This is a genomic window from Listeria sp. ILCC792, assembly GCF_900186135.1.
In the GTDB taxonomy this organism is placed as follows: Bacteria; Bacillota; Bacilli; order Lactobacillales; family Listeriaceae; genus Listeria; species Listeria goaensis.
Genome location: NZ_FYBO01000001.1, coordinates 526,377 through 540,164, shown reverse-complemented (window position 1 = coordinate 540,164; position 13,788 = coordinate 526,377). Strand labels below are relative to the sequence as shown.

The 13,788-nt window shown below is 42.4% G+C and carries 11 protein-coding genes and 1 other RNA gene; 8 read left to right on the top strand and 4 right to left on the bottom strand.

The annotated features are described in order from the left end of the window. Nucleotides 1-225: 225 nt before the first annotated feature. Nucleotides 226-648: a cysteine metabolism transcriptional regulator CymR gene (cymR, locus tag CFS60_RS02615; RefSeq protein ID WP_088809055.1), complete on the bottom strand. Its 423-nt coding sequence runs from the start codon at nucleotides 646-648 to the stop codon at nucleotides 226-228. A gap of 123 nt (nucleotides 649-771) precedes the next feature. Here cymR and CFS60_RS02610 point away from each other — a divergent pair, with 123 nt between their 5' ends. From CFS60_RS02610 to CFS60_RS02580, 7 genes are all read left to right on the top strand, one after another. Continuing rightward, nucleotides 772-2,064, top strand: coding sequence for a replication-associated recombination protein A (locus CFS60_RS02610; RefSeq protein WP_088809054.1), 1,293 nt, complete (start codon nucleotides 772-774; stop codon nucleotides 2,062-2,064). 53 nt (nucleotides 2,065-2,117) lie between these two features. Then, nucleotides 2,118-2,307, top strand: a non-coding RNA gene (gene ssrS / locus CFS60_RS02605) — 6S RNA. A gap of 115 nt (nucleotides 2,308-2,422) precedes the next feature. Further along, the gene (locus CFS60_RS02600) at nucleotides 2,423-3,586 is read left to right on the top strand and encodes a cysteine desulfurase family protein (RefSeq protein ID WP_088825156.1); all 1,164 of its coding nucleotides are present in this window, start codon (nucleotides 2,423-2,425) and stop codon (nucleotides 3,584-3,586) included. After that, nucleotides 3,583-4,701 (top strand): tRNA 2-thiouridine(34) synthase MnmA, encoded by a 1,119-nt coding sequence (mnmA, locus tag CFS60_RS02595; RefSeq protein WP_117584599.1) that lies wholly within the window; start codon nucleotides 3,583-3,585, stop codon nucleotides 4,699-4,701. The genes CFS60_RS02600 and mnmA overlap by 4 nt, the downstream gene beginning before the upstream one ends. Before the next feature lie 121 nt (nucleotides 4,702-4,822). Beyond that, nucleotides 4,823-5,551 carry an alpha/beta hydrolase gene (locus CFS60_RS02590; protein WP_088809052.1) on the top strand — a complete coding sequence of 243 codons (729 nt, stop codon included), beginning with the start codon at nucleotides 4,823-4,825 and terminating at the stop codon, nucleotides 5,549-5,551. A 13-nt stretch (nucleotides 5,552-5,564) separates the two neighbouring features. Next, on the top strand, nucleotides 5,565-6,233 hold the full coding sequence (locus CFS60_RS02585) for a tetratricopeptide repeat protein (protein WP_088815301.1): 669 nt from the start codon (nucleotides 5,565-5,567) through the stop codon (nucleotides 6,231-6,233). 28 nt (nucleotides 6,234-6,261) lie between these two features. Continuing rightward, the gene (locus CFS60_RS02580; protein ID WP_088809050.1) at nucleotides 6,262-8,655 is read left to right on the top strand and encodes an ATP-dependent RecD-like DNA helicase; all 2,394 of its coding nucleotides are present in this window, start codon (nucleotides 6,262-6,264) and stop codon (nucleotides 8,653-8,655) included. Nucleotides 8,656-8,731: 76 nt separating this feature from the next. On the opposite strand, the gene CFS60_RS02575 is transcribed toward CFS60_RS02580, so the two are convergent. The 3 genes from CFS60_RS02575 to pieR all read right to left on the bottom strand — a co-directional run bounded on the left by CFS60_RS02575 (nucleotide 8,732) and on the right by pieR (nucleotide 12,178). Then, nucleotides 8,732-9,958 (bottom strand): Fic family protein, encoded by a 1,227-nt coding sequence (locus CFS60_RS02575; RefSeq protein ID WP_088838786.1) that lies wholly within the window; start codon nucleotides 9,956-9,958, stop codon nucleotides 8,732-8,734. Between the two features lie 97 nt (nucleotides 9,959-10,055). Next, nucleotides 10,056-11,492: a two component system sensor histidine kinase PieS gene (gene pieS, locus CFS60_RS02570; protein WP_088825158.1), complete on the bottom strand. Its 1,437-nt coding sequence runs from the start codon at nucleotides 11,490-11,492 to the stop codon at nucleotides 10,056-10,058. Continuing rightward, complete coding sequence (pieR, locus tag CFS60_RS02565; RefSeq protein ID WP_088815297.1) at nucleotides 11,489-12,178, bottom strand: two component system response regulator PieR; 690 nt, start codon at nucleotides 12,176-12,178, stop codon at nucleotides 11,489-11,491. The genes pieS and pieR overlap by 4 nt, the downstream gene beginning before the upstream one ends. 142 nt (nucleotides 12,179-12,320) lie before the next feature. On the opposite strand from pieR, the gene CFS60_RS02560 reads away from it, so the two are divergent. Beyond that, nucleotides 12,321-13,784 (top strand): ABC transporter permease, encoded by a 1,464-nt coding sequence (locus CFS60_RS02560; RefSeq protein WP_088809046.1) that lies wholly within the window; start codon nucleotides 12,321-12,323, stop codon nucleotides 13,782-13,784. Nucleotides 13,785-13,788: the final 4 nt, after the last annotated feature.

Genomic DNA, 13,788 nt, shown 5'->3' with positions numbered 1-13,788 from the left:
TAAGTATCAGTTAAGTGATAACAAAGCGGCGGCGGTTCTCGCACTGGACAAACAGGCGGATAAAGTGGTGGCCAATTTAGGCACATTGATCGCCCAACTAAAACGCGGGAGCATCGACGTATAGAAGTAGCGAAGTAGAACAAGAGGAATGCCAAGCAAAAAAACAGGCTATTTTGATATTTAATCAGTAGCCTGTTTTTTTAGACAAAAGGATGATGGTGAATTTTAAATGTAAAACATATACCCATCTTGCGGTTCATCTTTATTTTCGTTGGCAAGTAAATCGGCCAAAGTGGTGTTATCTAAAACATTTCGAACAGCATCGCGCATAATCGTCCAAAGTTCGCGTTGTGCAGCTTCTTCGTCTTCCATACTTTCCACTAAAACAATCGGCCCTTCAAGCGTACGAATCACATCTCCAGCAGTAATTTCGCTAGGCTCTGCGTTTAAAATATAGCCGCCGTGTGCGCCGCGAATGCTTTTGACAATGCCGGCATTTCGAAGTGGGCCGACTAATTGCTCTAAATAATGTTCTGATAGATTTTTCTTCTCCGCAATGCTGCGTAGTGATGTTGGTCCTGTACCCATTTGACGTGCAAGTTCAAGGGCGATTGTCAAACCATAGCGCCCCTTCGTTGTAATTTTCATGCTTAAACCTCCACTATTCCGCTAGACTTTATATAGATTCATTATAGCGGAAGTTCCGACAGCACGCAACGAAGTCACTACATATGGTATAATGTAAACAGAACTCAAGGAGGAAGAGAGTATATGGCGATTCAACCTTTAGCATACCGAATGCGACCGCGAAATTTAGACGAAATCGTAGGACAAAGTCATTTGGTAGGAAAAGATAAAATTATATATCGAATGGTTAAAGCGAAGCAGCTGTCGTCGATGATTTTATACGGGCCGCCGGGCATTGGCAAGACGTCTATTGCAAGCGCGATAGCAGGAAGCACGAAATATGCTTTTCGGACGCTAAACGCGGTGACGAATAATAAAAAAGACATGGAAGTTGTGGCAGCAGAAGCGAAAATGAGCGGTACCGTGATTTTACTCCTAGATGAAGTGCATCGTTTGGATAAAGCGAAACAAGATTTTCTCTTGCCGCATTTAGAGAGTGGCGCAATCATTTTGGTTGGGGCGACAACGAGCAATCCATATATCGCCATCAACCCCGCCATTCGCAGTAGAACGCAAATTTTTGAACTAAAGCCGCTTTCAGTAGCCGATATTGAAAAGACAATAGATAGGGCATTGACTGATGCGGAACGTGGTCTTGGAAATTATGACGTTGAACTTGCGGCGGATGCGAAGACGCATTTTGCGACAGCAAGTGGTGGAGATGTTAGGAGCGCGTTAAATGCGCTTGAACTTGCCGTCGTCTCATCAGAACCGAATGATGCAGGAAAAATTTATGTGACGCTTGAGATTGCAGAAGAGTGTTTACAAAGAAAAAGTTTAGCCCATGATAAAGATGGTGATGCGCATTATGATGTGCTTAGTGCGTTTCAAAAGTCGGTGCGCGGAAGCGATGTGAATGCGGCACTTCATTACATGGGGCGTTTAATTGAAGCGGGAGATTTGGTGAGCATTTCAAGACGACTTCTTGTGATGGCCTATGAAGATGTGGGGTTGGCGAATCCAGCTGCTTGTGCGAGGACGCTCGCGGCGATTCAAACAGCTGAAAAGGTTGGTTTTCCAGAAGCGCGTATTCCACTTGCGAATGCAGTTATTGAGCTATGTTTATCACCTAAATCAAATTCAGCTATTACGGCGATTGATGCGGCGCTTTCAGATATTCGAAAAGGCGTGAGCGGTGAGGTGCCTGATCATTTGCGTGATGGACATTATTCAGGTGCTATGAAACTTGGTCGCGCGATTGATTATAAGTATCCGCATAATTATGAGAATGCTTGGGTGGATCAACAATATTTGCCGAATGCACTTAAAAATAAACAGTATTATGAGCCGAAGAAAAATTCAAAATTTGAACAGGCTTTTGCGGCCGTTTATGACAATATTAATGCGAATAAAAAAAGTGGTAAAAATAAAAACTAAAGCCGCTAAAATTGAAAATTTGCTTGGAATATGCTATTCTAAGGATAATAAAAGAAACCCTAATGTATTCGTTACAGTGCCATATATTTTTGAACCGAACAATTATGATTACCTTGGGAGCTCGGTGTTCAGACGCGGCGCAAATGCCTTCACACGAGGACTTGCAAACCGCCTGACAGAGCACCCACCTGTTTTTAAGCAGGTTCAAAGGGAGGGACTCCAAACGGTACGATTGGGGTTTCTTTTTGCTTTTTAGACACTAACTATTTGTAAGGAAGTCAGGTTGCTTTCGCTAGAAATAGTTGTTACAATAGGAATCGATTAAAGGCGTTATGCCGAAAAAAGGAAGAGATACGCTATGGAAAATAAAATTTATCTAGACCATGCGGCAACGAGCCCGGTTCACCCTGAAGTCGTTCAGGCGATGCTCGGTGTTTTGACAAATGATTACGGGAATCCGTCGAGTGTTCACTATGCGGGGCGTTCTGCACGCAAAACGCTTGATGAGTCGCGCGCGAAAATTGCGAATCAAATTGGTGCGAGTGAGCGAGAAATCATTTTTACGAGTGGTGGAACGGAAAGCGATAATACGGCTGTCATTGGAACGGCGCTTGCTTCAAAAGAGCGGGGCAAACATATTATTACGTCGCAAATTGAACACCATGCGGTCTTAAAATCATGCGTTTATCTCGAAAGTCTTGGTTTTTCGGTGACCTATTTACCGGTGGGGGAAGATGGTCTTGTGCGCGTAGCTGATGTTCAGGCGGCGCTGCGTGAGGATACAATTTTAGTGACGATTATGTATGGCAATAATGAAATGGGTGCCATTCAGCCGATTGCGGAAATTGCGGAACTGCTTAAAGAGCATCAGGCGGTGTTTCATACGGACGCGGTTCAGGCGTTTGGGCTTGTTCCAATTGATGTGAGTGCCCTTGGCGTGGATTTACTCTCGGCTTCTGCACATAAAATTAACGGGCCACGCGGTGTCGGCTTCCTCTACGTCAAACAAGGTACAGTGGTTGAATTTCCATTTCACGGGGGCGAACAGGAACGCGCGCGCCGTTCTGGGACGGAGAATTTGGCTGGCATTGCGGGCTTTGCGAAGGCAAGCGAATTAATGGCGGCAAACCGGACGGAAAAAGTAGCAGAATACGAGGAATTCAAGTCGACTATGGTTGAAATTTTCTCCCAAAATGAACTGGCTTTTGAAGTGAATGGTTCAGCGGGAACAAGTTTACCACATATTTTAAGCGTGCGTTTTCACGGTGTGCAGGTGGAGCAGCTCTTGATGAACCTTGATATGGCAGGTGTTGCGGTGTCGAGTGGTTCAGCTTGTACGGCGGGAACAGTGGACCCGTCACATGTGCTCGTTGCGATTTTTGGCGAGAATCATCCAGGTGTAACGGAGACGGTACGAATCAGTTTTGGCCTTGGGAACACATATGAAGAAGTGGTGCTTGCAGCGAGCAAGATAACGGATGTTGTAAACCGCTTAGCTAAACGGAAGGAGCAAAAGGCGTGACGAAAAAAGAAAACAAAGATATACGTGTTGTGGTGGGGATGTCAGGCGGTGTTGACTCCTCGGTAACAGCGTATTTGCTGAAAAAACAAGGATATGACGTCATTGGTATTTTTATGAAAAACTGGGATGATACGGATGAATTTGGTGTCTGCACGGCAACGGAAGATTTTGAAGATGTCATTCGCGTCGCGAATCAAATTGGTATCCCGTATTACGCGGTTAATTTTGAGAAGGAATATTGGGATAAGGTGTTTACGTATTTCTTAGAGGAATACAAGCTCGGTAGAACACCAAACCCGGATGTGATGTGCAACAAGGAAATCAAATTCAAGGCGTTTTTAGAACATGCGGAAAGTCTTGGTGCGGATTTTGTGGCGACGGGACATTACGCGCGGATTAGTCGCGAGGACGGCGAAGTGAAGTTGCTGCGCGGCGTGGATAATAATAAAGATCAAACTTACTTTTTGAACCAATTATCACAAGAACAGTTGTCACATGTGATGTTTCCGCTTGGTGAAATGGAGAAAAGCGAAGTACGTGAAATTGCGCAAAAAGCAGGTCTTGCGACGGCGAATAAAAAGGATTCCACGGGGATTTGTTTTATTGGTGAACGTAATTTCAAGCAGTTTTTGAGCGAGTATTTGCCTGCAAAGCCGGGTGAGATGAAGACGCTCGCTGGGAAAAAGATGGGAAAACATGATGGCTTGATGTATTATACGATTGGTCAGCGTCACGGTTTAGGTATTGGTGGTGACGGTGAAGCTTGGTTTGTAGTGGGGAAAGACTTATCGGAAAATGTCCTTTTCGTTGAACAAGGTTTTCATCACGAAAGTTTATACTCGAATTCATTAATCGCAACGGACGTTTCTTTTACTTCCAACAAACCGAAAGAACAGCATTTTACGTGTACGGCGAAATTCCGATATCGTCAAGTGGATTCTGGTGTAACGGTACATTTACGTGCGGACGGAACAGCTGAAGTGGTATTTGATGAACCAGTTCGGGCGATTACGCCGGGGCAAGCGGTCGTTTTCTATGACGGTGAAGAATGTATAGGTGGCGCCACGATTGATACGGTTTGGAAAGCGGACGAACAATTGGATTATGTTGGCTAAAATAGAATTTTGAACGGGAAAGTTGCAAGTTAAGCGGCTTTCCTGTTTTTTATGTGCATCTCGTTATTTTTTGGCGAAAATATGGTAAAATATGAAGCGAACGTATGAAATGAGGGTGATTATGAAAAAGATAATTGGTTTTTCAAGTGTGGTCATTGTCGTGCTTCTCGCCATATGGGGCTATTTTTATTTTAATACAGCGCCAAATGAAGTGGCTGAAGAGGCGGCTAATCCTACCCAGGCCGTTAATGTGTTTGAGGAAAACAATACGCTCATTTTTGAACCGAAAAAGGAACAGGCGAAAACAAGCGTGATTTTGTATCCAGGCGCTTTTGTGAATGCACTTAGTTATGCGCCGCTTGCGAAAGAGCTTGCCGATTCTGGATATAAAACGTATGTCGTTGAAATGCCTTTAGACCTCGCGGTATTTGGAAAAAATAAGGCGGAGGCGATTATGAATGAAAATGCCGATGAACAGTTTGTAATTGGTGGTCATTCACTTGGCGGCGTGATGGCGGCTAGGTTTGCCCATGAGCATGCGTCTGATTTACGCGGCGTATTTTTCTTGGCGAGTTATCCAGATAAAAAAGGTTCTTTAAAACAAAGCGGTTTGCCTGTTTTATCGATAACGGCTTCTAATGATGGCGTTTTGAACTTTAAAAAGTTTGAGGAAAATAAAAAGTACTTATCAAATGAAGCGACTTTTCTTAACATAAACGGCGGAAATCATGCGCAGTTTGGTTCATACGGGAAACAAAGTGGAGACCATGATGCGAGCATTTCTGCGGCAAAGCAGACGGCTGAAACAGCAGAAGCGATTACGAATTGGCTTCAAAATTCTGTGAACTAGAAGGAGATATAAAATGGATAAAAATCAGCAAGGTATTGAGTTTATGCAGCAAGGGAAATTGGAAGAGGCTGTTCAAATGTTTACGGAGGTCATTGAGGAGCACCCGACTGATCCGGTTGGCTATATTAATTTTGGTAATGTACTCCTTTCGATGGATGATTTTGAGCGGGCGGAATTGTTTTTTAAACGTGCTACTGATTTAGATGCAACAGTTCCTGCGGCGTATTATAGTTTAGGGACGCTATACTTTGAGTTGGAACGTTACGGGGAAGCGATTCAGGCTTTTGAAAATGCCATCAGCCAAGGCATGGAAAATGCGGATGTGTTTTTCATGCTCGGAATTAGTTTTGTAAATGCCGACCAAAATTCGCTTGCACTTGCTTATTTGCTTCGCAGTACGGAGTTGAATCCGAAAGACGCGGAAAGTGTTTTCCAGTACGGGATTGCGCTTGCTAAGGAAGGGCTTTACGAAGAAGCGGAAATTCAATTGGAGCGTGTGCTGGCGCTAAAACCTGACGATGCGGATGCGCTCTACAATTTGGGGGCGGTGTATTTGGCTTGGCAAGGCGATATTGTCATCGCCAAAAATTATTTTGAGCGTGCGGTAGCCGCTGATGCCAATCATGTGCTGGCTCAAAACGCGCTTGTCGCAATATCGGATTTGGAGGAAAACGCGGAATAGGCGTTTAAACAGAAGTGGGGTGAAAAATATGGCGACACAGGAATCGCTTGCGCTTTTTCAACCAGAAAATGAAGAGTGGTTTATGAAGGGCACGGTGCTGTCGACGATTTTTCATAACCCGGACAATTTATTTTCGGTTGTGCGCTTGCTTGTGAAGGAAACGAATACGACTTGGGATGAAAAGGATATTATTGTGACGGGTGTTTTCCCGAAACTGCATGAGCAGGAAGTGTACATGTTTTACGGGAAAATCACGGAACATGCGAAGTTTGGGGAGCAATTTAAGGCGGAAAAATTTCGAAAAGAGATGCCGCAGACGAAAGCGGGCATCGTTCAATATTTATCAGGCGAGCTGTTTAAAGGTGTTGGGAAGAAAACGGCGGAAAACATTGTCGAGGTGCTCGGGGAAGACGCGATTTCGATTATGATGGCGGATCCAGATAGGCTTTCTGATGTGCCAAAACTTCCTAAAAATACGGCGGATACGCTGATTGCGACGCTGCGGGAAAATCAAGGCTTAGAGCATGTTATGATTGGCTTAAATGAATATGGTTTTGGTCCGCAACTTTCGATGAAAATTTTTCAAGTGTATAAAGAGAATGCGTTAACTATTTTGGAACAAAGCCCGTACAAGTTGATTGAAGACGTAAAAGGGATTGGTTTCCAGCGGGCAGACGATTTGGGGAGAAAACTTGGTCTTGGCGGGGAACATCCGGAACGAATTCGCGCGGGTTTATTGTACGTAATTGATACGGAATCAATTCGAAATGGTGACGTATATTTGGAACGTGCGGACTTAATTCGTGCGGCGCAAAGTTTGCTTGAAGAAAGCGATCCGGTACCGATTCACGAGGAAAACGTGGAGCGCGAAATTGAATACTTAAGTGATAGCGATAAAATCATTATTGAAAATTCGCGCGTTTATATGCCGTCTTTATATTTTGCTGAAAATGGTTTGGCGCACCATGTCAAACGGCTTATGGGCCAGTCTGAATATGCGGAACAATTTCCAGAGTCGGAATTTTTGCTTGCGCTAGGCGATTTGGAGGAGCGCATCAATGTGTCCTACGGGGAATCGCAAAAAGAGGCGCTTCAAACGGCGCTCGAGTCGCCCATGCTCGTTTTGACGGGTGGACCGGGAACAGGGAAGACGACGGTTATTAAGGGCATTGTGGAGCTTTACAGCGAATTAAACGGCGTAAGTCTTGATCCGCATGCGTACAAAGATGGGAACAAATTTCCGATTTTGCTCGCGGCACCAACTGGACGGGCAGCGAAACGAATGAGTGAGTCAACTGGTCTCCCGGCGATGACGATTCACCGCTTGCTCGGCATGAATGGGCAGGAGCAGATGGACGATGATTCGGAGCGCTTAATTGATGGGCGGCTCTTAATTGTCGACGAGATGTCGATGGTGGATATTTGGCTTGCGAACCAATTGTTCCGCGCGCTTCCTAGTCACATTCAAGTCATTTTAGTTGGCGATAAAGATCAGTTGCCATCTGTTGGGCCGGGGCAAGTGTTAAAAGACATTTTAGAATCGAAAGTGATTCCTACAGTGGAATTAACGGATATTTATCGTCAAGAGGACGGCTCTTCGATAATTGAAATGGCGCATGATATTCGGGAAGGCTTCTTGCCGCAAGACTTCGCAAAAAATCGCAAGGATCGCTCGTTTTTCCATTGCCACGTCAACCAAATCGCTGACGTCGTGGAACAGGTTGTGCAAAACGCAAAATCAAAAGGGTTTCGCGCGAAGGACATCCAAGTTTTAGCCCCCATGTACAGAGGGCCTGCGGGTATAAATGTGCTAAATAAAAACTTGCAAGAGATTTTCAACCCTAACGATACGGGGAAAAGAAAGGAACTGACTTTCGGGGATATAAAGTACCGTGTGCATGACAAAGTGCTTCAACTGGTCAACCAACCCGAAAAAAATGTGTTTAACGGCGATATTGGTGAAGTGGTTTCGATTATGTACGCAAAGGAAAATACGGAAAATCAAGATATGATTGTCGTACAGTTTGATCAAACGGAAGTAACGTATTATCGCCAAGAATTCAATCAATTGACGCACGCGTACTGCTGCTCGATTCATAAAGCCCAGGGGAGCGAATTCCCAATTGTGATTATGCCAGTTGTGCGCAGCTATTACCGCATGCTTAGGCGCGATTTGCTTTACACGGGCGTGACGCGAAGCAAGCAATTTCTTATTTTATGCGGCGAGGAAGACGCATTTCGAATGGGGATTGAGCGAACGGATGAAACAGAGCGACAAACGACGCTTTTGGAACGATTAACATCTGACGAGGCGCTTGAACTTGTGAGCAGCGTGAAGCGGCTTACGGAAGAGAATATGGCAGAAATTGATCCAATGATTGGAATGGACGATGTGACGCCATATACGTTTATGTCAGCATGAAAAAAGCATACATTCAGTAATCATGCCATTTAAAAATGGATTTTACTGGATGTATGCTTTTTTTATTTAAAGCTTATTACGTAAAAAGTGTGTCAACGAAATTTTTATTTAATGTGTAGATAACAGGATTCTTTTTAATTTTAGTAATGATATTTTGTTGCTCAAGTTTCTCAAATTGAGCGTTTAACTTTCTTCTACCAATTTTTAACAATGCTTCTAATTCAGGTGCTGTAATTTGATTGTATGGTGACTGGAAAAGATAGCTTTGTGTAAGAAATTCTAATAATTCATACTCTAACGCATCGCTAGTGACTGTTTTTAATTGTTCTAGCATGGAGTAGAGTAAAGCATTTTTTTCTTGTAAATCAGTCAAAATAGACATTTGCCCTTTTCGAATTAATTTTAACATGGCAAGCACGAAAAAGGTCATTTCACCTTTATTCATAAATGAAGAAGCTTCCTCAAAAGCTTGGTAATAGTCAGAGCGATTTCGGTTAATCATATATGAAAAGGTGAATGCACTATGTGGCCCTAACTTTTTCTGCAAGTTCTTACATAGTATATATCTACCCAGCCTACCATTTCCATCATAAAATGGGTGAATATATTCAAAAAGGTAGTGTCCAATGAGATATTTGTATAAATCGGGCATGTCATTTTCATTCAGTTGTAATAGTTTAGCAAGATGTAAAAAGATTTCATATTCTGGAGTCACACCAGTATGCCGTATCTTCATGCCATCTTTAACGAAAACAATTTCTTTTCTAAACATATCCCCATCAGGCTGGTCATCTTTCTTGATCTCATTTGCGACAAGTTTATCATAGATGCTCCTAAAATCCTCCACTTTTGTTATTGTTTCATCCTCTTCCATGCGGGTATACAACTGAACGAGGCCAAAGAATCTTTTGTGACTTATTTTATTTCCTTTTTCAATATCCGCCAAAATTTCAGCGAGCTCTTTTTTAGAACTATGAACGCCTTCAACTTCATTAGTGCTTTGCAATTCATTAATTAATATATTCTCCATGAATTTCCTTACAGAAATAGGAGGCATATCTTTTATTAAAAGTTGTATGGCTTTGCTATTTTCGATTACTTCTTCATTTATTTTAGCTAACTCAGGAATATTCACAATAAAAAGCGCTTCCTGATGCGACATCGGTTTACCATTATCCATTGGTTTGATTTCTATTCCGGTTGTATAGGTTGAAAAGCTGGAAATACGCCTTTGAAATTCCTCTAATTGAGCTTTTTCATTTTCCATATAACGTATATTTTTTAAAGGGTAATATTTATCCAATAGAAACAGCTCCTTTTTGTTAATATTAGCACTTTCAACCGAATAGAGCAATTATAAAATATAATAAAACAGCTTTTTCTGTAGAAAAAGCTGTTTTCTATACATCATTATCTCGATAAAACGGCAATCGAATCGTAAATGTCGCTCCGGCACCTGGCGAACTTTCTGCTTCAACAGTACCTCCGTGATTCTCCACAAGTTGCTTCACAATCGAAAGCCCAATGCCAGATTCCCCGAATGCCGTATTCGTCCGTGAAATATCCGCCTTATAAAATCGTTCCCAAATTTGCTCGAGTTCGTCTGTATTCATACCAATCCCCGTATCTTGGATTTGCAAAATCGTTTCCTTGTAATCTTGGAAGCCGCGAAGCGTGATGGTACCATTTTCCGTAAACTGAATGCTATTTTTCACAATGTTCATCACAATTTGCGTCAGCCGGTCGTAATCCGCATAGACCTCTAAATCGAGCGGAGCTTCGACCACCAGTTTGTCATTTTTCTTGCTGGCTAAAGGCTCTAACTGTTCACTAAGCAAATCGAAAAAGGAATGAACACCGAATTTTGTTTGGTATAAAACGATTTTATTCGCTTGAATGCGTTCATAATCCAAGTTTTCATTGACAAGTTTCGTGAGCCGTTTTGCCTCCGTATCAATCAACTGAATCGCACGATTTGTTTCGCTCAGCGGAATAATATCATTGACAAGACCTTCCGTAAGTCCACTGATGGTTGTTAGTGGCGTGCGCATTTCATGAGAAACGTCCGCAATGAATTGCTGCCTGCGCCGTTCTTGCCGTTCAATTTCCTCGCGCGATTCTGCCAAGTTTTCTGTCATCTTATTAAAATCGTGAGCTAGTTCGCCGATTTCATCAAACGAGTTTTCCTTAAGCCGCGTCTCGTAATCACCACGCGTGACACGCTTCGTTGCATCACGCAATTTGTTAATTCGATTCACCTGAAATTTTGACATGAGCAAGCTTAAAATTAAAGCGACCGCAATCGAAATGAGAATCGTATAAAACATGTACTGGTTAATCGTGCCAATTACTTTCTCCGTTCCGCTAATCGGCGCATTTAAAATCACCGCACCAAGATAGGTGTCGCCGTTCATAATCGGCACATAGACAACAGACATTTCTTGATTAAAACGATTGTCCACTTTTATCGTGACGGTTTCACCTTTTTTCAGTTTTTCCATGTCCGCGTCTGAAATTTTGAAATCTGGTGGAAGAGGTCGACTAGTGTCTGGATAAATGGTTTGGTTGTCGTTGTTCATAATCGTATAGTGAATATTATTCACATCTAAAATCCGCTGATAGGAATTTAATACAGAAACCGTCTGATTTCCCGGTGCGTATTTAATATCATTTGAAATCGTATCCCCGTATTTCGATAAAACACCCACTTGTTCCTCAAAAAAATAGTCTTTTAAAAAGTGTGAAACGGACAAGCCAATCATTAAACAAGCAATAAGGAGAATGACAAATTGCGTTAAAAACAATTGATACATATATTTAAATTTCACGTTTATCATTCCGTTTCATCGAATTTATACCCGACACCCCACACAGTATGGAGGAAAGGGTGGTTTTCCGTCGCAATTTTTTGACGAAGACGTTTAATGTGCACATCGACCGTCCGTTCATCGCCATAAAATTGGTAGCCCCAAACGCGTTCTAAAAGCTGTTCTCTTGAGAAGACTTGACGCGGGTGTTGCATTAAGAAGTAAAGCAAATCGAACTCTTTTGGTGTAAGCGATTCTAAAAGTTTGTCGCCGTAAAAGACTTCCCGTGTCGTTTTGCTAATTTTAAAATAAGTTGTCTGTAAAATGGAGGCATTTTCACTTGCGGAACCAGACCCAGAATGGCCACGCCGAGCAACAGCTTTAATTCGCGCCATTAGTGTGAGCGGACTAAACGGCTTGGTCACATAATCATCGGCGCCAATTTCAAGCCCTAAAACTTGGTCGGATTCTGATTCTTTCGCAGTTAAAATAATAATCGGCACATCGCTCGTTTCGCGGATTTTCTTACATATCGTCATGCCGTCCATACTAGGCAGCATGAGGTCGATAATAATCATATCAAAATCTTCTTTTAAAAAAGTTTCATAGCCCAGTTTGCCGTCATGTTTAAAAGTTGCTTCAATATTTTCTTTCATAAAAAACATTTCAATCATCTGGCAGACACTTTCGTTATCTTCAATCATTAATAGTCTCACTTGAATCCACTCCTCATACAATAAAATTAGCCCAAAAAAGTGAATTTAGCAAGCATTTACAGAAAGTTTAAAAGTTTGTTCATATTTAGTTCACACACTTCAACTAATCTAGGGTTACTGGCAATGAATGGAGGAAAGAAGTATGAATTTTATTAAACGAGCATTTTTTAGTATGAAAGCGAGAATAGGGCGAGGAGCCTTACAACTTATTATATTTACAATCGTTTCCGTACTTATATTAGCTGGCTTTACGATTCAATCTGCTGCAAATAAAGCAAGTGAAATGGCAAAAGAAGAACTAGGCGGGACCGTAACACTTACGGTTGATCGTGAGAAACAAATGGAACAACAGCAAGCTAATCAGAGCGAGAGTGACTCTGGCGAAAGGACGCCTCCTTCGTTTGAAAGTACACCAATTTCTTTAGAAAACGCGGAAAGTTTAGCGAAATTAAATCATGTTGCAACGTACAACTATTACTCAAGCACGCAAGCTCTGGCGAAAGATTTCGACCCAGTAAAGTCTTCTGGAGATAGTTCAACTGGCGACAACAATGCACCGCAAATGGGCGGTCGGCAAATGACCCAAGCAGATTTAAGTATTAGTGGCGTGTTGGATTCTCAGACTTCAACGGATTTTGACGGCGGAACAGCGGAGTTAAAAAGCGGGCGCGCTTTAACGAGTGACGACGCGAACAAAAATGTCGTCCTAGTGGAGGAGACGCTCGCGGAACAAAATGATTTAAAAGTTGGCGACAAAATGAGCATTCAGTCGAGTGATGAGGAAACGACGGTCGAACTTGAAATTGTCGGCATCTATAAAACGAGCGATTCTGGAAGCGATATGGCGAGCAATTTCTCATTTTTAAATCCGTACAATAAATTGTATGTTCCTTATACGGTCGCTAATACGTTAAAAGGCTCAGACTATAAAGACACGGTTGATTCGGCTGTTTATACAATGGACGATGCCGCGAATATTTCAAGCTTTGAAAAACAAGCGAAACAAGTGGATTCAATTGATTGGGATACATTTAAATTGGACGCAAATGATGCGCTTTACCAACAAATGATTGGCCCTATTAACAATGTGGCTTCGTTTTCAAAAAATGTCGTCTATATTGTGACAATTGCGGGCGCGTTAATTTTAGCTTTACTCGTGATGATGCAAGTACGTGAACGCAAATATGAAATGGGCGTTTTACTAGCTATTGGCGAAAATAGAATGAAACTCGTCGGGCAGTTTTTCGTGGAAATTTTAACAGTTGCGCTAATTTCATTTATGCTGGCAGGATTTAGTAGTCACTACGTTGCCCAAATTGCCGGCAACCAATTGCTTTCGCAGCAAAATGAGACGGCGCAAACAACGACAGAACAAAATGGAAATCGTGGTCCAAGCGGCGGACCTGGCGGTGGCATGATGAGCGGCGGTTTTTCAAGCTTGACGCAAAACACCGAAGAAATTAAAGAACTGGACATTCAAGTAACGCTAGCGGATATGTTGAAGATGGGCGGAATTGGCGTAGGAATTGCTTTCATTTCGGTACTGCTACCTGCTGCTGCGATTTTACGAATGAATCCAAAAACGATTTTAACGAAACAGGAATAGAGGT